The 24,940-nt window shown below is 57.5% G+C and carries 19 protein-coding genes and 2 pseudogenes; 11 read left to right on the forward strand and 10 right to left on the reverse strand.

Features of this window, described 5'->3' with window-relative positions; genetic code table 11:
- Positions 1-158: 158 nt before the first annotated feature.
- From AA098_RS28555 to AA098_RS15850, 6 genes and pseudogenes are all read left to right on the forward strand, one after another.
- Positions 159-281: pseudogene (locus AA098_RS28555) on the forward strand (transposase); the annotation flags it as partial.
- 133 nt (positions 282-414) lie between these two features.
- Positions 415-2,130: a DUF6119 family protein gene (locus AA098_RS15830; protein WP_064614719.1), complete on the forward strand. Its 1,716-nt coding sequence runs from the start codon at positions 415-417 to the stop codon at positions 2,128-2,130.
- 165 nt (positions 2,131-2,295) lie between these two features.
- Positions 2,296-6,078, forward strand: coding sequence for an ATP-binding protein (locus tag AA098_RS15835; protein WP_064614722.1), 3,783 nt, complete (start codon positions 2,296-2,298; stop codon positions 6,076-6,078).
- Entirely contained in the window at positions 6,075-6,692 is a 618-nt protein-coding gene (locus tag AA098_RS15840; RefSeq protein ID WP_064614724.1) for a hypothetical protein, read from the forward strand. Before AA098_RS15835 ends, AA098_RS15840 begins: the two co-directional genes overlap by 4 nt.
- The gene (locus AA098_RS15845) at positions 6,689-7,927 is read left to right on the forward strand and encodes a hypothetical protein (RefSeq protein ID WP_064614726.1); all 1,239 of its coding nucleotides are present in this window, start codon (positions 6,689-6,691) and stop codon (positions 7,925-7,927) included. Before AA098_RS15840 ends, AA098_RS15845 begins: the two co-directional genes overlap by 4 nt.
- Positions 7,915-8,757, forward strand: coding sequence for a hypothetical protein (locus AA098_RS15850; RefSeq protein ID WP_064614728.1), 843 nt, complete (start codon positions 7,915-7,917; stop codon positions 8,755-8,757). Before AA098_RS15845 ends, AA098_RS15850 begins: the two co-directional genes overlap by 13 nt.
- A gap of 150 nt (positions 8,758-8,907) precedes the next feature.
- Here the strand turns inward: AA098_RS15850 and AA098_RS29250 are convergent, their stop codons facing one another.
- The 3 genes from AA098_RS29250 to AA098_RS15865 form a co-directional block, all read right to left on the reverse strand.
- A complete protein-coding gene (locus AA098_RS29250) occupies positions 8,908-9,099 on the reverse strand; it encodes a hypothetical protein (protein WP_156747526.1) in 192 nt (63 codons plus the stop codon).
- Positions 9,100-9,122: 23 nt separating this feature from the next.
- Positions 9,123-10,136, reverse strand: coding sequence for a hypothetical protein (locus tag AA098_RS15855; RefSeq protein ID WP_064614730.1), 1,014 nt, complete (start codon positions 10,134-10,136; stop codon positions 9,123-9,125).
- Between the two features lie 541 nt (positions 10,137-10,677).
- Positions 10,678-11,496, reverse strand: coding sequence for a hypothetical protein (locus AA098_RS15865; protein ID WP_177342681.1), 819 nt, complete (start codon positions 11,494-11,496; stop codon positions 10,678-10,680).
- Between the two features lie 88 nt (positions 11,497-11,584).
- On the opposite strand from AA098_RS15865, the gene AA098_RS15870 reads away from it, so the two are divergent.
- The 3 genes and pseudogenes from AA098_RS15870 to AA098_RS15880 all read left to right on the forward strand — a co-directional run bounded on the left by AA098_RS15870 (position 11,585) and on the right by AA098_RS15880 (position 12,744).
- Complete coding sequence (locus tag AA098_RS15870) at positions 11,585-11,902, forward strand: type II toxin-antitoxin system PrlF family antitoxin (RefSeq protein ID WP_060545026.1); 318 nt, start codon at positions 11,585-11,587, stop codon at positions 11,900-11,902.
- Positions 11,902-12,132 (forward strand): annotated as a pseudogene (locus AA098_RS15875) (type II toxin-antitoxin system YhaV family toxin); the annotation flags it as partial. The gene AA098_RS15870 and the pseudogene AA098_RS15875, both read left to right, overlap by 1 nt.
- Positions 12,133-12,234: 102 nt before the next feature.
- Complete coding sequence (locus tag AA098_RS15880) at positions 12,235-12,744, forward strand: hypothetical protein (RefSeq protein ID WP_173880156.1); 510 nt, start codon at positions 12,235-12,237, stop codon at positions 12,742-12,744.
- Positions 12,745-12,762: 18 nt separating this feature from the next.
- Here the strand turns inward: AA098_RS15880 and dapB are convergent, their stop codons facing one another.
- On the reverse strand, positions 12,763-13,521 hold the full coding sequence (gene dapB / locus AA098_RS15885; RefSeq protein ID WP_232535911.1) for a 4-hydroxy-tetrahydrodipicolinate reductase: 759 nt from the start codon (positions 13,519-13,521) through the stop codon (positions 12,763-12,765).
- Between the two features lie 1,007 nt (positions 13,522-14,528).
- Here dapB and AA098_RS15890 point away from each other — a divergent pair.
- Both AA098_RS15890 and AA098_RS15895 read left to right on the forward strand, forming a co-directional pair.
- Positions 14,529-15,107, forward strand: a complete 579-nt coding sequence (locus AA098_RS15890; protein ID WP_003253953.1) for an NAD(P)H-dependent oxidoreductase — start codon at positions 14,529-14,531, stop codon at positions 15,105-15,107.
- Positions 15,108-15,273: 166 nt separating this feature from the next.
- The gene (locus AA098_RS15895) at positions 15,274-15,657 is read left to right on the forward strand and encodes a MerR family transcriptional regulator (RefSeq protein ID WP_003253954.1); all 384 of its coding nucleotides are present in this window, start codon (positions 15,274-15,276) and stop codon (positions 15,655-15,657) included.
- 69 nt (positions 15,658-15,726) lie between these two features.
- Here the strand turns inward: AA098_RS15895 and AA098_RS15900 are convergent, their stop codons facing one another.
- Genes AA098_RS15900 through AA098_RS15925 form a run of 6 tightly spaced genes read right to left on the reverse strand, consistent with a single transcriptional unit; the run spans position 15,727 to position 24,921 of the window.
- On the reverse strand, positions 15,727-18,336 hold the full coding sequence (locus AA098_RS15900; protein WP_064614737.1) for an RND family transporter: 2,610 nt from the start codon (positions 18,334-18,336) through the stop codon (positions 15,727-15,729).
- A gap of 33 nt (positions 18,337-18,369) precedes the next feature.
- Positions 18,370-19,206, reverse strand: a complete 837-nt coding sequence (locus tag AA098_RS15905) for an outer membrane lipoprotein-sorting protein (RefSeq protein ID WP_064614739.1) — start codon at positions 19,204-19,206, stop codon at positions 18,370-18,372.
- Positions 19,207-19,256: 50 nt separating this feature from the next.
- Complete coding sequence (locus AA098_RS15910; protein WP_064614742.1) at positions 19,257-20,540, reverse strand: DUF1302 family protein; 1,284 nt, start codon at positions 20,538-20,540, stop codon at positions 19,257-19,259.
- Positions 20,541-20,542: 2 nt separating this feature from the next.
- Complete coding sequence (locus AA098_RS15915; protein ID WP_004576536.1) at positions 20,543-21,307, reverse strand: SDR family NAD(P)-dependent oxidoreductase; 765 nt, start codon at positions 21,305-21,307, stop codon at positions 20,543-20,545.
- A complete protein-coding gene (locus AA098_RS15920; protein WP_064614744.1) occupies positions 21,304-22,041 on the reverse strand; it encodes a 3-oxoacyl-ACP reductase family protein in 738 nt (245 codons plus the stop codon). The genes AA098_RS15915 and AA098_RS15920 overlap by 4 nt, the downstream gene beginning before the upstream one ends.
- Positions 22,042-22,050: 9 nt before the next feature.
- Positions 22,051-24,921, reverse strand: coding sequence for an aminotransferase class III-fold pyridoxal phosphate-dependent enzyme (locus AA098_RS15925; protein ID WP_064614746.1), 2,871 nt, complete (start codon positions 24,919-24,921; stop codon positions 22,051-22,053).
- Positions 24,922-24,940: the final 19 nt, after the last annotated feature.

The following is a 24,940-nucleotide window of genomic DNA, read 5'->3' on the forward strand; positions in this document are numbered from 1 at the left end:
TCGAATGCGCCACATCCTCCACCAGCGCGTTCGCTATCCAGCGCAGGTAATAGCTGCCCACAGCAGGTCACCTTCCTACCCTGTACCTGCCTACTGCATCCAGGTCCTAGACCAAGTGCCTAGGGACAGCTTGTTGTGACACGGCGCCATCACCAGTAAATGTCATCGAGCGCCTGTTTGGCAGGCTGAAGGAGCACCGCCGCCTGGCGACTCGCTACTGCAAGCTCGCAACAAGTTATGCAGAAATGCTCACATTGGCCTGCTGCCGGCGGTGTTTATGACATCTCTTTTCGTACAGTTCCTAGCCACTGCGGTCTAGCCACCAGAATATTGGCACTCATTGCAATTTGACATCACTGTAAGCAAGAATCGGATCCAAATATGTCTGAATTGGTCATTTGCTAAGGGGTGGTAATGAGCAGGATTGGCGTCAACTCAATCACGGTGCGGCTACTGAAGCCGAACCTAGGTCCAGAGGATGGCCTCAGCCCGAAATATGGGCCAAGCGGCGCTAAGGAGTTGAAGGGGCAGGACTGGGAGGGTGGCGGAGAAGGCATCCTCTACTACGGCCAGGTGTATGACCGAACTCCTGAATGGCTGGCCCTGCTCGAGCCCCACATCTCAGATCCTCTCGGAAGCCTGCACTCCAGCGGTTCTGCAGCCATCCTCTTTTTGTACGTACAAAACCGCTGGATGGCCCTTTGTTTTGGCTATGCCCACCTCGCGCTGGAGGAAGATGCCTTCGTTCATCAATTTGGACTGAAGGTGGCGCTCAACACTGTGCCGCGAGGTAGCTTGCTTAGCCTTGATCTCGCAACTCCAGACGCGGTGACATTTCAGAAGCGGATACAAGCCAGCAAACTCTCGGATTTCAGCCAGTTTGGTATGGACACACTACGAGACCTGGCCAGGGTGGCGGGCGGTCAGCCCAGTGACGATGGATTTGCCAAGTTTGTTGCCGGCAAAGACGCGCTAAGCCTAGACGCCCCCCTGGCTCCGTCCGAGTTTCACGACAAGTGCGCGGAAATTCTGAAGGCTTATAAGTCAATCGCCTACAAACGCGATTACGCCTGGTTTGACAACGTCAGGGAGGAGACCAGTTCTGAGCGGTTGAAGATCTTGGATCGGCAGCTCTATAGCGAGATTCGTGCGATCCGCGGAGGCGCCAACAGCCTATTGCACATGTCCCCTCCAGAGATTCTTGATTACCAAGAGGGCGCAGAACTGGGGTACACCGGTTTTGGTAGCCGCAAGTGCGAGTTCACCAAGCTATCCATCACCGATTACGTGGACGAGCTAAATCGGCTGACCTGCACTCAAACGATGGAGGTCATGAAGTCCTCGCACCGGGTCCGCTCCGTGAGCCAAAAGTCTGGCGAACCGATTGGCTGGAAGGTTTATGACTGCCTGAACTGGGAGTGCACGCTAACCAAGCCGACGCGGACGCACTACGTGCTATTTGCAGGAAAATGGTACGAAATTTCCGCAACCTTCAAAGATCTGGTCGAAAAACATTTCGATAGCATTCCGGATTTCAGCATCATCGGTCGAACCTCATGTCTGAACGAGGAAGAGCTGATTGCGGACATCACTGCTAAGCGTCCCGACTTGATCAAGCTAGACCGTACCAAAATCAATCCCGAGGGCGTCACTGCGGGCAACCTTGAGCCTTGTGACTTCTACTCAAACGACAAGATATTCATCCATTTGAAGGATGGCGGTTCATCAGGGCCCATCAGCCACCTGTGGATGCAAGGTGTGGTCAGTGCTGAGGCCTTCGTGGCAGATAGCAAATTCCGCACGAAGCTGAAGGACACCGTCTCGAAGACCAAGGGTGGAAGCGCATTTTTGAAGTCACTCCCGGACGGGCGAAAATCTGACTTCAATCGTAGTGACTACACCGTAGTGTACGGAATCATGCGCCCCCCCTATAAAGGCGGCTCTTTGGGAATCCCGTTCTTCAGCAAAGTTAGCTTCATGGCAGCCTGTGATCGACTGCGACGCACGGGTATGAAGATCGGCAAAGAGCTGATCGAGAAAATTTCACCTACGTCAGGTACGTCAACCAAGACGAAAAAAGCAAAGGCCGCTACTAAGGCAGGCGCCGCGAAGCCCTCCAAAGCGCCTTGAAACCCTCAATGAGCTCGCCAGGCACCGCTTCCCTTCAGATAGAGCGACCCACTCACTGCTCGTTCACGTTTATACATTCCCTAACCTGGTCGCCATCCAAACGACCATCCACTCGTGTGGACTCGCCTGGTGCTTGCAGGACTTGGGTACGGCAAAGGAGTTGCGATGAATATTGAAACACATAACGCTGATCTCGACCTTCTGGTACCAGAGGACGTAATGGCCGAGGAGCCGCCACTGCCGGCCCGGGAGCAAATTGAACCGCCGCAGAGCGCGCCGGAGGCGCTTTTCCGACTGATGAACATCCATCTCATCGATTCGCTTTCCCGCGGGCGAGTTCAGACGATGGGTATTGATGGTGGCATGGCGCTGACCGGGCGCAACGGCCGAGGCAAGACCTCCCTCCTCTCTTTGGCGCTGCTCTTCGCCGGCGTTGAACCCCGCGACGTGGTTTCGCAAGGTAAGGATTCGTTCATCGACTACTACCTACCGAATCAGACTTCCTACCTCGTGTATGAGTATGAACGTCCCGATGGTACCCGCCGGATCGTGGTCGTGCTCAGCAACTCTACCGCCGACAAGATCCGTTTTAGGTTCGTGAACAGCCATTTCCGACGTGACATGTTCGTCACCGATGACGGCCAGTTTGTACTCAATAAGGAGTTCCGCCAGCGCCTGATCTACCTGAAAATCCCCCATGCTGACAGACTGGTAGATACGTACATCGACTACAGGGCCATCATCCAGGGATGGCAGCCGCCGCACGTAGACCCTACGCACAGGCGCTATCTGATTGGGATGTCGGACATGTACGGATTCACTACCTACAACCGTCCTTTGCGGCATCTTGAGAAGCTCACCAAAGGTATGTTCTCTCGAAAGGCCAATTTTGATGATCTCCAGCAGGTGGTTGCCGACTGGGTTTTCGAAGGCAAACCTTCCGCCGGCATCCAAACAGAGCGCAAGCGCGTAGAAAACTGGCCGCGAGACTACAACGCCTACCAAAGCATCAAGAACATTACCCCACTGGTCGAAACCGCTCGGGCGCACCGATCTGAGCTAGAATCTGCTGAAGATGCCATTCGAGAGGTGAAGGAAAAATTCATCTTCCTTCAAGACCACCTTCAGTTCACAAAAGCTCAGCGCGAAAGCGAGCAATTGCTAAAGCAAACTTACCTCGACGACGAGACCGCCGCCCACGACGAGCGCGCTTTGGCATTGACCCAAGCCATCCATAGTGCGCAGTTTGAGATCGATTCATGTGATCGTAATCTCAAGGAAATTGAGGCCGCCAGGCAGGACTACGAAAGGAAGGGTGTTGAGGAGAAGCGCGCTCGCACAGCCCAGAAAGCCGTTTATGAAGACGAACTCCGAAGCGTTGGCAACAAGCTGAATCTGGCTCTAGGGGCTGCTCAGGAGGTCAAGGCAAAGTACGAGCAGCAGATCAATGAGGAGAACCGGCTTCATAACGAATTTCACGCTGTAGCCATCCAGAAAGCCAACAACCTCAGGGAAGAAGCTCGCGAGGCTCAGACCAGGATCGAGGCCGCCTGTAAAGATGCACTGAAGGTGGTGGACGACTCATCTGCCGATGAACTCCAGCGCTTGGTACGCGAGGCGCAACAACGTCATGGTGATCTGGTACGTGCTCAAGTGCTCGTGGCAAACCCACCGGTTGACCCGTCAATTCGAGCCAGGATCGACAACAAAAATCTCGAGATCAGGGATGCAAACAAGGCCATCGTAACCTCGCAGACATTAGTCGGTGACCAGCAGCGTTCAGTCGACGACCTTCAAGACCGATCAGCCAGTCACGATCTGACGATCAAAGCGATCAAAGACTCCATCGAGAAACAGAAAGGCCTGATTGCTGACATCCGACAAGCTCATACCCCTGATCAGGATAGCCTCCTCGCGTTTCTGCGAACCAATCGTCCAGGTTGGTCAGAAGACATAGCCAAAGTCATCAACCCCAAACTCCTATACCGCAATGATCTCCGCCCGCAACTGACAGCGATGTATGAAAACCTATACGGGATCGCGCTGGAGCTGGAATTTGTTGAGGCCACTGACGAGGCGGACGAGTCGAAGCTTCACGAAAAACTTGAAGACGCGAACCAAGCACTAGAGGCTTTCGAGGCTCAGCTGGAACGTGCTGTTCATGAGCAGTTTGAACTGCGCAAGTCGATCAAAGCCGCGACTGAAGAGCTCGCTCTGGCTCGCTCCAGCCTGACGAAGGCCAAATCAACTGCCCAGGGCTTGGAGAGAGATGTCGATGGGCTGAACGAACAGCTGAGCCATGCTTTTGCCCAAGCTCTCGAGCTTGCCCAAGCTCAACTGGGTGAGTGCGAACGCCTCCACGGGCATGCTCAACAGGCTCACACCGACTTCAATGAGCGCATTGCAAGCAAGAAAGCAGCTCTCGTCCAGCAATGTAGGAAGCAGATCTCGGAGGATGAAGCACGACTGAACTCCGCGGTTCGCGAGATACAAGCTGGTGTCGATGCACACAAGCGGACGTGCGACGACAGTATTAAATTCTTCCTTGAACAACAAAAGAAAGAGCTCGCGGGCGAAGGTGCAGACGTCGACGTCATCAGCGAACTTGAAGGCCGGCGTGCGGAGCTGTTGAAAACGCTCAAAGATATCCAGTCATGGAGCGAGCTCTTATCCATGTGGCAAGTCTGGAAAAACCAGATGCTCCCGCAGATTCCTGAGCTTCAGGCCAAAAAAGAGCAAAAGCAGGCAGACTTCGACCGAGACACCTTGCTTGTCAATGAAGAGACTGAGACCTGGCTACGAAAGCGTGAACTGGTAAACGCCGCCATCAAGGAGTGTCGTACAGCCATCTCAACCATTGAGAGCCAATTGGTCATCGTTGCCAACTGCATTGATGACAGGCTGAAGCTCTACGAACCCACCAGTCGTCACCAAGCCTATGACAGCGCCTGGCAAGCCAGCTCCCTGCGCGCAGCTATGCTCACGTTCCAGCAACAAATTTCGGAAGCAGAAGGTCAACTGCGCAAGCTTACCTCCAAAATGCGAACTGCTTTCAACGAGGTGCCCCTTGCTGCCCCGTCGACCTACTTCCAAGATCGCCTTCACAACATCCGCACTGAAACTGGTGAGGATGTCGATGCCCGCGTGACCCTTCGAGTTGTCGAGGACTGGTTCGCCACCGAGCATGATAAGAGCCGACGACTTCTGGTCGCAGATGCCAAAACCATTTTCGGCGAAATCCAAGGCCTTCACCGTGAGCTGCAGACCTTCAACAAGAAGCTCTCCAGCTTCAATACGTCCCTGCAAGAGCATCTGGAGCACAGCTCGACGGTGTTCGACAACCTCTCCGAACTGAAGATCTCCATCTACTCGGGTGTTGAAGAGCTCGACTATTGGTCTGTAATCAACAAAATCACCCATGACCGAGAGGAATGGACGCAGGAGGACAGTCTGCCCAGCGCGGATGCCGTTGCCCATCTGAACGCGTTGCTCGCGATCTGGGATGGCAATCGCGGCATCAGTGCTCAGTTTAAATCGTTGGTCAGTATCCGCGGCTCCGTGCGGGAACAGGGCAACTTCCGGCAGTTCCGCAATCGTACTGAACTCGAAAACATCTCTTCGAACGGGCTCAGTTACCTCGTGCTCATCATCCTGTTCCTGGGGTTCATTGGTAAGGTTCGGGGAAACGCTCCTGTACAGTTGACCTGGTGTGTCGATGAGCTCAAGGCGATTGATGCCGAGAACATCGTGTCGCTCTGCAACTACCTAGGCCAGAACAGAATTACTCTGTGCACCGCTTTCCCCGATCCTGACGCCGAGACGCTGATGCTGTTTGAACACAAATACAAATTGGATGCGGAACGACGCCTGGTGCATTGCGAGCTCGCCCTGGAAAACGACGCAACCGATGACAGCGAGCTTGAGCTTGCCTGGGAGGACGGCGAATGAGCACTTTTGCCCGGGTAGCGACTACTCTCATGCAGGGCGGGTTCATCTGCCAGATTAACGACTACGAAGGCCATCAGTTCTTGGCCAACACCGTCAACCAGGGCGATGTTGATCAGTACCTCAGACGCATTGATCTCAGATTGACCACCACGCGGGATGGCGGTGCATTCTTTGCCGCGCATGCTGACATCGACATTGAGGGGAAAAAGGACGCGAAAAAGCGCTTCACTGAGGTTAAGAATGTTCTGCGCCCCATGGTGTCTTTCCTTGAACTGGTGATGCGCATCACTGGGGATGATGAGTCTGTTGCTGCAGGCCAGGTTCTGAATCTCAATCAAATGATGGCCAGGATCTCTGAGAATCCCAGTCTATACCTACAGCTGCGGCAGACGACGATCGACATCAACACAAAGGATGGTTCCGATCGGGAGCGTCTGAACAAGATCGTCAAACGCTTCCAGAATGAGGGGTACCTGCTCCTCATCAATCCTGAGTCCGAGATCTACATGTTCACTGGCCGCATCGAGTGGCTGATGGAAGCTATCGAGTACCTCATGCTGCACGACGAGATCTCTGAAGAAGATAGCGAGTACGACAAGAGAGCCGAGTCATGAGCACGCTCGAAGAGTCGGTGGCCAATCATCTTGAGCTCTTGCATAAATATCGCAGGGTGATCTCACAGATGTATTCGGCCGGGTATGTCACCCGGGATGATCACAATGCCCGAGCGCTAACGAAGCTGCAGCAGATAAGAGCCGTGCGTATCAACGCCGCAGTTGAGAACACCTACCGGCTCTCGCCTACCCTCAATCGTCTGCTGAACGAAGCAACCCATCGTGCTCGGAATTACGATATCTCGGCCGATTTCGGTGAGCAGATGGCACGTCTCATCAAGCTGATGGACGACTACACCGACGCCTGCCTACAGAATCGCATCGAAGACTCATTACTCATTCAGGGCGATATCGATGCGACCCTGTACGAGATGGCGGAGGCCATGAATGACTTCCTCCTCCATCTTCGCACGGCGGCCGAGAACAATTTCGGCAACGTTACGACATATAAGGAGAAGGAAAAGCAGACCGAGCACTATCTCAACCAGCTTGAGCGGATCCTCAAGGCCCTGAGTATGTTCGATGGCGAGGCAATCCTTGACGAGTTGACGCCACCGGAGCGCGAGACCCTAGAGGTTCTGTATCAGAGCCACATTTTGGACAAGCTTTCAGAGTGGCGCTCCAGGACAGTCGACATCATCCATGTGCTTAAGACCTATCTCTACAAAATCAGGACAGTCGCCCCTCGCGCGCGTCGCATTCGTGCGCTGCAGCTCTATCTTCAGAAGCATCCTGAGTACGAGGTGCGATCCCCAGATGAATATCATGAGATTCCGGAGTGGGCTTACCATCACGAGCCTCTGAAGATTCAGCTGGTGCCTGACTTGGGCGCCCAAAACATCAGAGACTCATTGGTCGATATTGCCAAGAGCATTGAAAAGGCGGTGGCTGTCCCCGTCAAAACCAGAAAGCCCGGCACACCGGTCGATGAGGCGCCACCGAAAGCTGCGCTCATCAAAGGCTCGCCACTTGTAGTGGTCAGTCAACGCCTTCTCAATGAGGCTGCTAAATCCCCCACCCCGATTTCGGCTGCTGGCTACTTCATACAGGCCGAGGAAACCAAGGTACTGGATCAGGAGTCCTGCATGATGTGCTTCCTCACGCTTGTCGAGAAACAGATCAACGCCAACGCCAGGATCATCAGGCGGCTGTCCATAAACCACGTTGCTAAGAATGAGGACGATACGCTCAGCGGAAACGTAATCATCAAGGATGTGCTGCTATGCCAACGCTAGCCCTCACCAAGAGGCTCCTGTCTATCTTCCAGTCAGAGGAGCAAGACTTTCGCCCAAGCAAGATGCTGAACGAATTCTGTGAGGATTACAGCGTCGGCCACCGCGTCGGATCTGTTTGGCGATTCAGTCCAAGCCACAAGGCGAAGATTGCGACCTACCTTCAGAACGAGGCCAAGGTCGACCCAAACCAATCGCTTGATGCGTGGGAGGGAGAGTCACGCCATGGCGCGCTGAAGAAAGGCGGTGATGAGAAACTCACCACCAAACGCCTGCGTGGTAAGCGTGTAGCAGTGAAGGCCCTACCCGGTCGGCCTTTATTGCTAGGCCCAACTCCAATTCAACTCCCTCCAGGTTCAAGCTTAGATCTCGATCGCAATTGGGTGGTTGAGCACTGCGCGCACGACAGCGTATTGCTTATCGAGAACTGGGAAAACTTTGAGCTTACTCATGAGACACCCTTTCTCCAGCAGGTGCCTGGCAATCCGCTGGTGGTATTTCGAGGTGCGCCAGGAAGCTACAAAACGGATAGCAGCCAGGCGTTGTTGGCAGAGCTAAAGCTGCCAGTAGTAGCCTTCACTGATTATGATCCTGAGGGTATCTGTATTGCTGCCACCCTCCCCGGCTTCTCTCGGTATCTTGCACCTTCAGACGAGTGCCTTGAGGCACTCATGGGCGAGCTCAGCACCGAGCATCGTTACCAGAAGCAGGTCGCAGGTAAGCTGGCCTTTCTCGATAGCTTGACTGACCCTGAGCTTGTCAGGGTTTATCAGCTCGTCCGTAAGGCGGGCAAGGCATTACCGCAGGAAAAGCTAATAGGCCTAGAACCGTAGGCGCTGATGAGGAATTGACCCATCTGCCGAAAAAACGCTGACCCAAGCAACCTTCAAGGCTACGGCCGCATGTGCTGGACATCTACCGATCCATGTTGGGGCAGTCTTGCCCCAGCAGGGAGGACAATTCTGCATCAACGCCAACAATCCTCAGACATGGGCTGACTCACCTTTAGAGGCTGCCAAGACCCCATCGGCCCGCAATGCGAACTCGGCGATGCGGCTGAAGACCACGATACGCGGGTTGTCCGTCACTACAGGAAAGCGCGAAACCAGCATGTGCTGCACGGGCTCGACGTCCAGTTTCATCTTCAGAAGGTGCTCGCGATTTCGCTCCTTCATCAAGGCCCTCTCATATGCTCGCACTAGTCCGCGGTTGTAACGGGCAAAGGCAACCGCATCCGAGTCGACGCGCTTGAGATCGACGAAGTTGTTCTTGCACTGGACATTCCAGATAATGCCATCGCGTAGCGACACGACGTCAAACTCCTGCGACTGACGCGCACAATATCCTGGACGATGAAGCCTTGGGCTTCCAGCGCTGCCTTGACCACATCCTCAAAGATGAAGCCTGCCCTAATCTGATACCGTTTCTGGCGATCAAGTACTTGCGCACGCCAGTTATAGGCAAAGCGGCTGAGCAGAGTAACGGTAGATAAATAGTGGTCGCCAGACAGCACCAGCGGCGCGTAGGTCGACAAGCTTTCCATATAAGTGTCGGCACCGCAGGTTAACGCCGCCGCGAGCAGCGGCGAAGCTCCTTCCTGCAGGGTGATCAAGGTCAGATCCTCGGGGGAGATGCGAATCCAGTAGTCGTCCTCTATAAATTCCTTGGATAGGCGACGTATTAATGACGCGGCGACGGCGAACTCGGTACTTGTTAGGTCAAACTCGGCGTAGACCGCTTCACATAGGAGAATGTCGTTTATCAGCTCTGCGGCCGAAAATAATCGATCGGCCCGGACCTGCTCCATGGCCTCCAGTATCTGCCTACCCTCTGGCGAGTTGGGCATCTCGAAAATTAGAGCACGCTCTGGCTCTAGGAATAGTCCATTCAACATGGCCGTCTCAGCGTTGGCATCATCCGGGATGCCCAGTCGCTCCTGTGCAAGCTTTACCATCAGAGCATATTGAGCTCCCTTCATCGGAGCTCCGCTGAACTCCACAACAGGCAGGAAAACGTTGAGCGCATCCTCATGCCTGATGGACTTCATTCCTCGGCACGCCTTAGGAATGAATTGCAGCAATCCCACCAGATGTCGCCGCCGGGACTGTAGGTAGCCAATCATTGCCGCCAAAGTCCGAAAGCCACTCGCCGCCTCAATGACGCCATGACGCTTAAAAGCCACACCAATGTCCGATCCCTGGACGATCAACAAAGTAATCGCTTTTTGTTCTTTTAACCACGCCTACATCCGCAGTAACCAGTGCTGTCGTTTGCCTTGTCATGTCACAGAGCAGAAGTCCGCCAAATTACGATCGGGTCGATAGCTGCCGCTCGTGACAAGCGGCCCCATACGTACGCAGCCCCGCCCCGCTTCTGGCCATCTACCATGGGGTACATTGAGTCCGCGTGCGCCACCTCGATAGCTGTCAGAAATCGCCGTTCTTGGATGCGCATCCCACTGAGGGTATCTTGCGCCATCCTCTTCTGATCTTGTCAGGCTCTTGGAAGGATGGCCTTGCAAGAGTCGCCCCTTTGGCCGTGAAGGAGTGCTCGAATCCTGAGCGAAGATGACGACCCGAACTTCCCCGGCAGTGCGGTACAGCCGGTGGACAGTTTCCAATCGCCGCAGGGGCTGGCCATTGCCCTCTCAAGGAACGCGCAGGCCGGTGCGCACTGCGGCGGGTTCGACGCCCTATTCGCTACGGTTGCGCCAACGCCGGGCAGGCTCGCGAGCACTGACGCCTTGTGACCGGCTAATTCCGCCACCACTTGAGCCGCAGTATACGTACTCGCAACCAGCCGAAAAGAGACACCGAGGAAGGGCCAGGGTCAGCTACCGACGTTATTGGTGCAGCCCTTACTCCACGTTTATAGCTAGTCGTCAGCGATCCAACCGATTCGGCGGCAAAACATCCTTCTACGACATCGAGGCCGTGTAACAAGCCGCATTTGCTCGACAGTTGAAAACCGTGAGCCATATAAAACTTGTTTCGGTTCTTCCTTGCCTCATCCTCGATGGCATGCGCCTCCGCCAAGCTTCCGGGGGCAACGCGGTAGCTGCTCGTCAGGGGTTGGCCTTGCAGCCTCTCGATAACAGCCCCCATCAACGCGCTGCCGATACCAATTTTGCCAGGGCTCGCTTTGATGGCATTGACAGGGCCAAAGCGCACAGTCTTTGTCGTATGGCAAATGATGGCCGAAAATGTGTTAGTGGTCGGTTTGTATTGGAAGGGCGGCAACAGCCCCGAGATTTTATGTGGGGCGGGTGCACTGATTTGAAAGTATTCGAACTCGTAGCCCGCAGTTTCGGTCCCGCCATCCGCAGCAAAAATGCCTTGCAATACAGTAGTCTTTACGTCTAACCGACGGTGAGCTCCTGCAACAACCACCTCCAGTGTATGCGTTAACACCATGTTCTCCGGCTGGATGCGGGCCCGGAATTTTTTCTCAATACTTTGAAAATCGATGTGCACCAAAACCTCTAGAACTGTCCGGCGGTGATAAAAGAACATGTTACCGCGCTTGTTGGCTACGGCGCCAAACTCTCCGCGACCCAGCTCGACGGCCTTCACGATGCAGGTGCTTAATCAGCAAAAAATCAAGATTGATCAAGCAAGGAGTATTCCTTACCTTTCATCCAGCACACCCGGGAGAACGCCCATGCCTGCCATCCACGAAATCGCCACGTTGACCTCGAAGGGGCAGGTCACGGTGCCCAAATCCGTTCGCCAGCTACTGGGCATTGATACCGGTGGCAAGATCGCGTTCGACGTACGCGACGGTGAAGTCGTGGTCAGCCGCGTAGACACCCTCCATGAAGACCCTGCCATCGGTGCGTTCCTGGGTTTGCTGGAGGCTGACATCCGCAGCGGGCGCAACCTCACCCCCCTGCCGGAAGACCTGGCGCAAACCATGCTCGCCAATGCGGGCCACGCTGTAAATCTGGACGAAGATATCGACAGTGAGGTCGCGATCTGATGCTGCGACATGGCTGGACACTCTTGTTCCATGAAGGTGTGACTTTACAGCTACGCAAATTGCAAGAAGCCGCCGCCCGGGCCGGGCAGAACGACCTGCAAGGTTTTGAAAGCAACGCCAACGTCAAGCTGTTTTGGGCATTGAGCCATCTGATCATGGAGGCTGTGCCTGCCGACCCGGGCAGTGATGAGTTCCGCCAAGGCAACACGCGGGGCACCGCCTACCGACATTGACGGCGGGCAACAATCGGCAGGTGCTTTCGGCTGTTCTTTCGCGCGGCCGATCTAGAACGCCAGATACTAGGCTCGCCGCATATGGCCGGGGGGCACATCATGGCGCTGGCCTGCAACCTGCCCTGGACAGCCATGGAAACCATAGATGCCTTCCTCGCAGAACAAGCCCAGTACGCCGCACGCCACCCTGTACAGCTGGCACCGGGAGCCGTTGCCTTGCTCGCCCGGCTCAAAGAAACAGGCGCTCGTATCACCGCATATGGGGGAAGCACCAAGGCAGCGATCTTCGACCGCTACCTGGCGTCGGTAAGTGAGTACTTCGATGCCGACCTGCCTTACATCGACATGGGCCACGCACGCCCGGGCATGGCTGAAATCCACCGTCAAACAGCTACCAGTGCCGGCGAGCTGGTGTTCATCGATGACCTGAACCGGGTCGCCCAAGTGAGCAAAACGCTCGGTTGTGGCTTTATCGGCAAACCCGCAACCCTGTACCAGAAACAGCAGATGCAGGCATCGGGTGTGCGGTTCATCTGCAAGGATCTGGACGAGATCGACCAGACACTCTTGCAAGCGCTGGACCAATCCTTGCGACTAGAGCACCACTAGCCCGCATCGCACTCACGCTCAACTCACTGCCAAGCCAAGCACCGCCTGCATGGAATATACCCCGGCAGGCTGATGCCAAGCCCAGCGTGCCGCCCGCAGCGCCCCTCGGGTGAATACCTGCCGATCTAGTGCCTGGTGGCTAAGGGTAAATACTTCTCCTTCGCCCGCAAAGATGAGTGAGTGATCCCCCACCACTGAGCCCCCCCGAAGGGTGGCGAAACCAATGGTGCCCACTTCACGGGGGCCGGTCAGCCCATCCCGCACGCGCACCGCCTGGCTGCCTAGGTCCACCTGCCGGCCCTTGGCGACCGCTTCCCCCATCATCAACGCCGTGCCGGACGGTGCATCTACCTTATGACGGTGATGCATTTCCAGCACCTCAGCATCCCAATCCTCCGCAGGTAGCACTCGACCGGCAATTTCAGCGAGGACACTGAGCAACTGCACCCCTACGCTCATGTTGCCAGACTTGACAATGCGCGCCCCTTGGCTGCCAGCAATCGCCGCTTCCTGCTCGGGGTTGAAACCAGTCGTACCAATAATGTGAACCAACCCTCGGGCCGAGGTGTACTCCAAGCATTGCAACGTGACTTCGGGCTGGGTGAAATCAAGCACGCCATCAGCCCCGTCGAGCGATCGCAACATATCGTCAGTGAAATGCACCCCAGTCGGGCCACTCCCCACCACTTCAGCGCAGTCCTTGCCAACCAAGCTGGAACCAGGCCGTACCACCGCAGCATGCAGGCACGCACCCTGGGCATGAAGCAAGCTTCGCACCAGTCTCTGACCCATGCGCCCCGACGCGCCCAATACCACCAGTCTTATTGGTCTATCCATAGGTATCAAAACGTCTCCTTTAAAAAAAGCGGCCGCCGTCATGCTTATGGCAACCGCGATAACTCCGCGAATTGAAAGCTGCCGACCACGTTGATATCGAGAATCTGTTCCACGGTTGCCAGTGCCGGCTATAACTTTGAAAACACTGTTCACGCGGCAAGATCGAGCGGTGACAACGTAGAGGGTTGTGCGCAAACGCCTGGCAGGCGCTTTCACGCTATGAATGCCATTGAGCCGGGCCCACCTGATCCAGCAACAGCCGCACGCACTCGACCTCCTGTATAGACAGCGGTTCGAGTAAGCCCATCGCTGTTTCCGAAAGAGCCATGGTGACCTCCTGAACCTGCCAGAAGCCAAATGCTCATCTCGTCCACGATCCCGCTCCATCGAAAAACCGAACTGGGGTCTATCCCATTCTGGCCTCAAATCTGGCCTTGAATTACTTGCCCGGCAATCCGTGAAGAACCAAAAAAACGGTCTGCACGACCGGTATAAGGTACGAGACCTCTAAAAGCACACCCTCACCGAAACCTGTGCGGCCGGCTCATCTCGCGCCGGTAAGGCTTCATAGACGCTTTGGCTGTAGGTCGGCATGCCCCCTGCGCGATCGCGACCCGTTAATGTTGGTGATGCCGGTCGATAATGCCTTGACAGGGCTCGCCCCCCCCCTGACGTTCAACGACACCCTCAGCCACGCTTATGTCGCCCTCAACGCCAACAGTGCCCTCGCCGTCTATCTGGAGGCGCAAGCCCTTCAATCCGGTTGGCGCTTGCAGGTGCGAGTACTGGCTCAACGCACATTGCGTTTCTGCGCCCGCTCATTAGACGGTTTACCGGGCTCCAGCCGAGCGCTGCTGGACTGTTTGTCTCTACCGCTAACCGGCAAGGCTTGACTCTACCGTAAGGGGCAGACTTTACCCTTGGCACTTCATTACCTGGAGTTTGTCATGAAGCGCAAACGCATGCTCGTAATCCTCGGCCACCCTTCGAACGACAGCTTTTGCGGCGCTGTGTCCGAACGGTATGTCGAGGCTGCCACGCAAGCAGGCCATGAGGTGCGCCTGCTGCGCCTGGACACCCTGGATTTCGATCCGGTCTTGCACGATGGCTATAACCAGATCCAGTTGCTTGAGCCCGATTTGATCAACGCACAGAACGACATTACCTGGGCCGAACACCTGACATTGGTGTACCCGATCTGGTGGGGCGGCATTCCGGCGTTGCTCAAGGGGTTCTTCGACCGCGTGTTTCTGCCCGGCTTTGCCTTCAAGTACCGCAAGGGCTCGCCCTTCCCGGATAAGCTGCTCAAGGGCCGCACGGCTCACCTTTTGGTGACCATGGACACGCCGCCGTGGTACTACCGGTGGGTGTATCGCATGCCGGGCCTGCACCAGATGCGCAAGACCACCCTGGAGTTCTGCGGCATAAAACCCCTGAAAACCCTGACCTTCGGTCCGGTATTGGGCTCCAAGCCGGAACAGCGTGAAGCCTGGCTCAAACAAGTCCAGGCAGTCGCCAGCCGCTGATCGGCCCCGGTCGGGCCGTGCCCCTGCGCCGCCCAGCCGGGCCTCCCTGCTGTGACACCTTGTCCAACTTGGCTTCCCACACCCTGACGCTTGTGCAAAGATGTCGCGCGCCTGTACGAGCACGCGACATCTTTTCGCTTCTGATGCGTCATAAAAAGGGATTTTCATGTACATCGGCAAAGCTGCCCAGCTGTCGGGCACCACCGTCAAAAGCATTCGACATTACGAAGAAATCGGCCTGTTGCCACCCCCGCAACGCGAAGGCAAGTACCGCATCTACAGCCAGCAAAGCGTAGAGCTGCTGACCTTCATCAAATGCGCTCAGCAACTCGGCTTCAAGCTCAAGGAAATGCAGGCCATTCTGCAGGATCATCGCGGCCAGGAGCTGCCCTGGGATCTGGCCATGCAGGCCATCGATAACAAAAAGCAGGAATTGATGGGGCAGATCCAGGCCTTGCAGCAAGTGCATGACGGCTTGGTTGAGTTTGAGCTGAGCCTCAAAGATGCTCAGATGCAATGCCAGTTCGAACACCTGGAAAAGGCCCGCTGAATCCGCTCCGCCGCCCCTGACCGGCCATGGCGCCCCGTGCCGTTTTCAGCACGCAGGCGCCCCGGCGATTTAGCCTGGCACAGCCCCACCCCCCGGCTGCTCGCCCTCTTGCACGGCTGGCTGCGGCACAATCGAGGCAAAGAACCACGGCGAAATCAGCGTGACCAACAAAATGGTCATGAAGCCGCTGGATGACAGCGCCAGTATCACCAATACACCCAGGTCAATGACGGGTTTGTAGGCGGAGAACAGCAGCGCGACGAAGCCCATCGAGAAGATCACGACGTTGACCACCGTCGAGCGCCCGACGCCCTGCATGGCCGCCAGGATGGCCTCGTCGATCTCGATGCCCTTCTGCACCAGCATCTTGATCCGTGACAGCAGGTGAACGGCGTAATCCACGACGCCCACCACCAGGAACGTCACCAGTGTGGTACCGATGTTCAACTCGATATCCAACAGGTACATGCTGCCGTAAACCGTCACCGACGTGGTCAGCAACGTCAGCATGCCGAGGATGCCCAGGCGTACTGACTTGAGCCAGAACATCATCATCAAGGTCACGGCCAGCAACGCCAGCGAGAAGCTCAGCACCTGACCCTGGGTGATTTCCTGCAACACCCCGGTCCATATGTACGGCGTACCGGCATGGGTGACCTGCAGGTTGGCCGGTTTGTTGATGACCAGCCAGGCGTCCAGTTTATCGAGCATCGCCTGGTAATCGCCCGCCACAGAGGAGGTCATGGTGAACAGCGTCACTGCCTTCGAGTAATCGGCATTGAGCACGTTCTGCAAGTCAGTCCCGCCACCGTTCTCGAACATCATGATGTGTTGTTCGATGAGCGAGTTGCCATCGACATCGAAGGTCTCCGGTTTCCCGTCATCATCGACCACCGTCACCTGCTCCACCGCCTGCGGCACCCGCAGGAACGCAGGGTTCATGTCGTTGAGCACGAGGTTCATGCGCTTGATGTAGGTCGCCACCGAATAGGTGTAACTCACGTTCGGCTGGGCCTTGATGAACTGGTCCAGACGGTCGAGGAACTGCACGGTTTCAGTGGTCAGCGCGCCACGCGGAGTCTTGGTGTCGAAAGCGATCCAGCCCGGCGATGTACCGGCGACTCCAGCCCGGTTGATGAACTCGTCGGACATCCGCACCGGGCTGTCCTTCTTGAAGTAGGCAATGCCCGAGTCTTCGATATCCACCTTGAACGTGAACACCGTCATCATCGCCAACAACGGCAGGGTCACCAGCAATACCGGCTTGCGCCAGCGAATCAGCCAGGCACAGAACACCACCAGATAGTGGGAGATCAGCGACGCTTTCAGTTGCACTTTGCGCGGGACGGCATCTTTGCCCCAGATCGAAATCCACGCCGGAATCAGTAGCAACGAGATGATCAGCGCCGCCGTCAGGCCGATGGACATGAACACGCCAAAGTTGCGGATGCTGACAATGTTGTTGGTGGTGGAAATCAGGAACGTCGCAATAGTCGTGACCGTTGTCAAAACTACGGGCGTGACCATCAGGCGCTGGGTTTCCCGGTTGGCTTCGCGGAAAGACTTACCCGAATTGAGCTGTTCGTAATACTCGGCCATGACATGGATCGCGTCGGCACAACAGATGGTGAACAGGAACACCGGCAAGACACTGGTGAGCAAGTCCATGGGCACACGCAGCAGCGCCATCAGGCCAAGGGTCCAGATGGTGCAGAACAGGATATTGAACAGCGGCAGCACCACGCCCAGTGGTTTGCGAAAGAAGAAAACCAGCAGAGAGGTCACCAGCAGGAACACGATCGGGAACAGCATCGCCAGGTCGTGATCGATGATTTCCTGCTGGGCCGCAATGAAGATCGGCATGCCGGCGATGAACACCTCATCGGTGAACTCCGGGTGAGCGGCCTGGTACTTCGCGATGATCTCGCGGACCTGGTGATAAGCACGCAACTGGGCCTGAGCGTCGTCCTGTTTGGTGCCCAGTTCGGCGACGACCATGGCGACTTTCTTGTCCGCCGAGACGACGCCACCGACCATCTGCTCGTTGCCCATGATCTGCGCTTCGACCTTGATCGGGTCCATATCCAGGGCGTGCAGGGTCTTGTGGATCCACAACTCGCCATCGGCACTCAAGCTGATGTTTTCCAGGTCAGCCATCGAGGCCATTTCCTGGATCGGGTTGATCCGCTCGGCAAGAAAGCTCAAAAACTGCAGGTCATGGCTGTCCCAGTGCCGGGCAATCCCATGGTCGCGCAGCGCTTTGGCGGCAGCGTAATCGTTCTGCGAAAAACCCTCGGCGAGGATCTGCACCAGCAAACCCTGGGCATCAGGGTCGTCACTGTGCAGGCCGACGATGCGCTGCAGTTCGACACGGTCCTCATCGTTCGCCAGCATCAACCGGCGTATGGCCTGGGACAGCTCGAACTGGGCGTTCAGCGACGTGGTGTTGAAGACACTCACGGGGTTGTTCAGCGCCACCATGACCGAGTCATACGTGCCGGTGAACTCGCGCTGCAGATCAATGATCGTCTTGCGCGCCGGGTGAGTGTCCTTGAGCAGATACGGATTGGTGTCCGACATCAGCGCGCCGAGGGTGTAGGTGAAGTAGGCGGTGATCGCCACCAACACGAACACAATTGCCCGCGCATAGCGCTCGACGAAGTTCAGGTATCTTTCCATGAATGAGGGTTCCAGATGAATCGAGAGCGGCGCTTAGCGGGCAGACACGGCGTATTCCGGCAAGTCGCCGGCTTTCAGCCCGCGCTTGATCGCGGTCTGCGTGAACAGGCGGTCGTCCAGCGCGACGTTGTACTGCAACTGGTTGAAGCGCAGCTGAGAGCGCGTACCGGCGATGAAGTCCTCGGTTTCGCTGAGGGTAATGCTGTCGATCTGGTCGATGGTTTCAGTCTTCAGGGTGCGCATCTGCTTGAACATCACACCTTTGACATCGAAGAAGTCCTGGCGCAGCACCAGTGAGTTCTTCTTGTCAACCCAGACCTTGAGCTTGTTGTAGCCGGTCTTGGCCAGCACGGCAGGCGTCGCCGGCTCACGCTCGATCACGTAGCAATCGCGGCCGTGCAACTGCTCTTCGCCAACCAGCGTTTGGCGATAGTCTTCGGCGCGAATCTTGTCGAGGTCGGCATAGGAGTAGTCGCTCCCCATGAACGCCCCGCGTTTGTCGGTGGTGGAAATCCTTCGGGTCTGTCGGCTGACCGGCAAATACATCCATTGGCTGTCTTCGAGGCCCAGGGCCTCGCGCGGGTTTTCGATGTGGAAGGCGACGTCACGCACATCACTCGGCGCGGAGAAATACATGGTGAATTTGTCGCTGTCCGGGTAATCCTTTTGCAGGTAGCTGAACTCGCGGATGCGGCTGTTACCTTGCTTGTCGATCAGGATCAGGGACACCTGGGACATGAAGCTCTTGCCGTCATCGCGGTCCCGGGCCTGGCGAATGATGTCGTCGGCCGTGCGTGTTTCAGCTGCCATGGCGGCAGCGGCGCTCAGCAGCAGTGCGCTTACAGTCAGGGTCTTGAAGATGGGCAACATGGCGATTTCCTTTTCATTGTTTGAGTGGTTCGCACACCGCACCGGTGTGGTCAGAACAGATAACCGGCGGACAAGCGCACCTGGTCGCGGTTGTCGTACGCACCGAACTGGCGGTCGGGCTTGCCGAAGAACACATCGACTTCGAGCCCCAACTTGAGCCAGTCCACCGGTTTGTAGGTGAAGATCCCCTGAACGAAACTGTCGTCCTGCGCTGGCGGCGACATGCCGAATACCAGACGGGTCTTGAGGCGATCCTGGAACTGCGAGCCTTCGGCAGACACGGTGAACAGGTCGTCGCGTTTGTCCTGGACCATGCCGGGCTGCCAGTCGAGCAGCCGCTGATGTTGCCACTGCGTCGAGATCAGCCAGTCCCGCAAGAGGTAATCGACGCCCAGCAGCGACTTGGTCATCGCCGTCTGGTCGCTGCCGTAAGCGCGGTAAGGATTAGTGACGCGCCAATTGTCGAAGTAGGCGACTTCACTGCGTACCACGATGCTGTGGCCGGCATCGATGGCCACACCGGCGCCGCCCATGGAATAGCGCGGGAATTGCCGCTCGAGGCGAATCAGGCCCTCTTCGGTCTGGCCTTCGACGGCGTAAACCGGGTCCTGTTGGCGGGCGTTGAGGGCAACGAAGCTGACATCCACCGTGCCGATCCGGCCGTTGGCACTGGCGCCGTAACCGAAGCCACTGTGACCGTCATAACCGGGCCGCGAATCGACCACGAACATCTGCGGATCGGGTGTGGCAAAGATCGGTGCATCGAACTCGCTGCCGACGGCCGGCGCCTGGTTCTTCACAAAATCAGTGATCACCAGCGCTTCCAGCTCCCACTCGGCGACCGGCTGCACCAGGCGAACCATCGGCACGGCGATGCGGCTGTCTTCCAACAGACCGATCACACCCTCGCGATAATCTAGCGGGTTGATCTGATCGAGCACCCGTAATTCATCTGCACGCCCCCACACCACCTGCTGCCAGCCCACCGTCAGCTCGCCGTCACCGACGTAGAGCCCCCAGTAAAGGTGCCGCCAATCGGCAGTCGCCCGGTAATCGTCCCGGGCTTGCGCGCTGTATGGGTTGTTGCCGTCATAACGGAAGTCGTAACGGGCTCGGCCCTTGGCCTTGTAGTAGCCGCTGTCCCAGGCATCCTCCAGGCTGAACTTGAGGTACACGGCCTTTTGCGTGACCTGGTCGTCACCGTGCAGACGCACGGCCGTGGCAACGCCGATCTCCGCTTCATGATGCTCCGGCAACCACTCGGCGATCGCCGCTGGCGGGCCGAGGCTGACCAGCGCGGCCAAAAGGCCGCGGTTCAATCCCAGTCGAGCCATGGCTACATTCCCAACCCGGCACCGCCGTCGATCATCAGGCTTTGCGCCGTGACACCACTCGCCTGCGGGCTCGCCAGATAACGAACCATGGCCGCCACTTCGTCGCCCTGAATGAAGCGCCGCAGCGGCAACTTCTTCTTGGCATTGCGCAGGATTTGCTCGTGGCTGATCCCGGCGATGCGCGCTTGAGCCGCCAATTCGCCTTGCAGCATCGGTGTGTCGATCCAGGCGGGCAGGATGGCATTGACGGTGATTCGCCGTGGCGCCAGGTCCAGCGCCAAGGCTTTGGTCATGCCGATGATGCCGTGCTTGGAGGCGCAGTAAGCGGTGTTGCGAACCTTGCCCGCTCGGCCGAGGATCGACGACATGTTGACGATCCGCCCACCCTCCGCCATCAGTGGCAGGCACAACGAGGTGACGTAAAAGGTGCCGTTGAGGTTGATCGAAATCACCTTGTGCCAGTTGTCGAGGTCTTCGGGTTCGTTCTCGTCGCAGACCCCGGCGCTGTTGACCAGCACATCGACAAAGCCGACCCGGTTGGCCAGGCCCTTGAACAGAAGTTGCAGGCTGGCGAGATCGGCGATGTCCGCTTGATGGGTTTCGATGCGAGCGGCAAATTCGCCCTCGGTGACCCAGCTCTGCAAGGTTGCCAGATCCCGATCAAGCAAGATCAAAAGGTGCTCGGCCTGGGCTGCAAAACTTTCCGCGACGGCGCGGCCAATACCATTGGCCGCGCCGGTAATCACAATCGTGCGTAACTGGCTCATGGCATTTTCAATCCGCCGTTGACGGACAAGACTTCGCCCGTGACGTACAGGCCGCGCTCGGCCAGATACAGCACCGCGTCGGCAATTTCTTCAGGGCGGGCGAACCGTTTGATCAACAGCCGCGACTGGATTTCCTGCTCATGGGCGCCGACCAGGGCTTGGCTCATGTCGGTGCTGACGATGCCGGGCGCCACCGCGTTGACCCGGATGTTGCGCGGCGCCAACTCCACCGCCAGTGCGCGTGTCAATGCTTCTACACCGCCTTTGGCGGCGGCGTAGTTGCTCTGGCCCTTGCCGGGCTTTTGCGCGGCCACCGAACTGAGGTTGACGATGCACCCGCTGCGTTGGCGCATCATGCAGGGCAGCACCTGCTGACAGCACAACAACGTGCCGACCAGGTTGGTCTGGATGACCTCGGTGATGTCGTTCAACGATTGCGTGGCGAGCAAACCGTCACGGGTAATACCGGCGTTGTTGACCAACAAGTCGATACGCTCGAAACGTTGCTCGACCCGTTCAAAAAACGCCTGAATGCTCGGCGCATCCTTGACATCACACTGCACGGCCAGGCAGTCCCGGCCGAGCCCTTCGACCTGCGCCTGCAAGGCAGCGGCTGACGCCTCGTCACGGACATAACTGAAGGCAACCTGATAACCCGCGCCGGCCAGGGCCAGCACGATGGACTTGCCAATGCCGCGACTGCCGCCGGTCACGACAGCTATTTTCTGAGTCATGACCGCTCCTTACAGTGAGTTTTGAGTTTTGAATTGCGCGAGGGTGAAACCGTGGGTCGCGGCCAGTGCGCGGACCTGCTGCACTTGCTCACGGCTGATATCGCCGTAGGAGCCGTGCTGGCTCATGCCAGACAAGCCCATCAACACCGACTCGGCCATGCACGCATACAGCTGACCTTTTTTCAGATAGGCCCGCACGTTGGGCGCCAGGCCGTCGTCGAACGGCGTCTGGACGATGCCGCCGTGCATGTAGAGCACGTCTTCGCGTTGGCTCGGCAGGTCTTGATGGACGTTCAGCGGCACGGCGATATCGCAAATCACGCTGCGCTCGGCAAAATGTTCGGCACCGAGGAACGGCTGAGGCGCATTGGCAGCGCACAGGACAATCCGTGCGCCCTTGATGGCGTCGAGATCGTTGGTGACCGTGATGAAGGCGTTCGCGCCAAGGCGCTCATCCACCAGACGGGCGATGTGCAAACCGAGGTCGGCTTTTTGGCCATGTGAGTGCAACACGCCACGAAAACCATCAAGGGTCAGCAGTCGCTGCGCCAACCGGTCGTGTTCGGCCGTGCCTTTGAGGATCGAACGGGCCGCGTCGGCGTAGATCTGTTGCGCGGTTTTCTCCAGGCGCCGAACCGAGCCGTCACGACCGCTGCCAATCAGAATCAGGTGATCGACGGTGGCGGACAGCACCGAGGCATAGGTCGACGCAACGTTACCGGCGGCACCGACAACGGCAGCGGTTTGCTCGCGCAGGGCCAGACCTTGCTGTACACAGCCTTGCTCGATGGCTTCGAGCCCCATGCCGATGGTCAGGGCGTTGCCGGACGTCAGCGCCATGTCGGCAATCTTCAGCGCCTGACAATTGTTGGTGACGATCGAGGTGTACATCCCGAGGCCGGCGATGCTGCAGCCATCGGCGCGGGCATCGGTGACACGCCTGCCGACTTCTTCGCGAATGCTGTCCAGGTCACCGCTGCGGATGTACTCGGCCATGGCATCCGAATCCATGCACAGCGGGTACAACGTGAACTCCACCGCCATGCCGAGGCGCGACCGAATGATCACCGGGCCGACTGGCACAGCCCGGCGTTCAGGCTTGGTGCGATTGATGAACGTGCGTTTTTGTTCCGGGCTCAGGGCTGCCAGCGAGGGATCGACGTCACCGAGGATATCGGCATCGATCAGGTGGTTGATGAACGCTACCCGAGCGACGACTTCGACCTTGGCATCCCTGTTTTCAACGGGCTCGGTCACCCGAAAATCGTCCTGACGGGCTGGCACGGTGGGCATCGAGTCCGCGCAGATACCCGCCGCCAACGGCAACGCATCGCCACGTCGCAGCATGTCGCAGACCCGTTGCAGGGCAGCGATCAGCCCGTCGATTTCGCCCAGGGTGATACAGGCTGGCGGCTCCAGGCGAATCACGTTGGAGTTGCTGCCCGACGGTGCTACCCGCAACGCTTCGAATTGCAAGAGGTAACCGGCGATCAAGTAACCCAAGGCATCGTTGTACTGGGCCGACGCCTGTACCAGCGAGCTGCTGACACTCAAGTCGTGCAATTCCAGCCCCACCAGCAAGCCACGCCCGCGCACATCGGCGATCACATCCGGATAGGCCATCTTCAGCTCATTGAGCGAGGCTTTGAGGTAGGCGCCCTTGGTGCGTATGTCTTTGAGCATCGCGTCGTCATTGGCGAACAACCGGCGCAATGCCGACAGCGCGATATGGCAGGACGGATCGTCCTCGGCGAAGGTCGAGCTGTGGATGTAGCTGAACTCGCCTTCGTAGTGGCTGCTGCGGATCACCGTCGCGGCGATTTTCATCAAGCCGCCGCCGAGGGCCTTGGACAGGCAGTAATAGTCGCCTTGCAGGTTGAACTGGCTGCTGGCAAGAAACGTCCCGGCGCGACCAAAGCCCGACTGCACTTCATCGACCACCAGCGGGCATTGTTGCTCGTTACACAGCTTGCGCAGCCCCAGGTAGAACTCGGCCGCGAACTCGTTGATACCGCCTTCGCCCTGAATCGGTTCCATCAACACGGCGGTAATCGCACTGAACGGCAGTTGCAGCACGTGCAGGTGTTCGCCGTCCCATTGCAGGCTCAACCAATGGTGCGTGTGCCGGGCCGGCAATGCCTGCAACTGATGGGGCTGCTGTGGGTCGATGAACTCGACGTTCAGCCCAAAACGGGCAAACGGTGCGCGGTACTGACGGCCATAGGTCAGTTGCACGGTATTGACCAATTTGCCGTGGAAGCTGCCGCGCAGGGCGACGAATACCGGTTCGATGTGCAACTGCGCCAGGTTGTGTTGGCGAACGGCTTCAACCACCTGACGCAAGGTCACGCTGTTCAGGGTGGTCGGCAGGACACCTGCAGGCAGGTCGAGGTCGGCCACCTCCAGTTCGCGGTAAGCGTGTTCGCTGGCGGTCAGGCTGGCCAGGGTGAAATCGATGTCGTCGAACTGCTTTTGCAGGCTCTTCTGGCGACGGAACTCCGCGTGCTTGACGGCGATTTCCACCGCCTCCGCGCCACTGTTGGAGAAAGTCGAAACATAACGTTCGGTGTTCTTCAGTTCGCGATTGAAGGCGTCGCTGAGCGCTCGCCCCAATTGCCCGGCCGCACCGCGGATCGACATTTGTGCGTTGAACGGCACGTCGCTGCGCAGCAGCGCACATAGCTGATCGACAAACTGTGGGTCGTTGTGGCCGAACAGTGCCGCACCGTAACCGCCGAGAAAGTCGGTGACCGCGACCATGTCGCCCTTGGGGTTGCGGTAGAACAACTGGCTACCGAGGGCGCGCTGAAATTCACATTCCAGGCCCAGTGCCTGCAGCAGGCCGACGAATTTGGGCCGAACGAAATCGCGATAATCCATGACAGTCATATCCCTTGAA

The organism is Pseudomonas sp. JY-Q (assembly GCF_001655295.1).
Classification (GTDB): Bacteria; Pseudomonadota; Gammaproteobacteria; order Pseudomonadales; family Pseudomonadaceae; genus Aquipseudomonas; species Aquipseudomonas alloputida.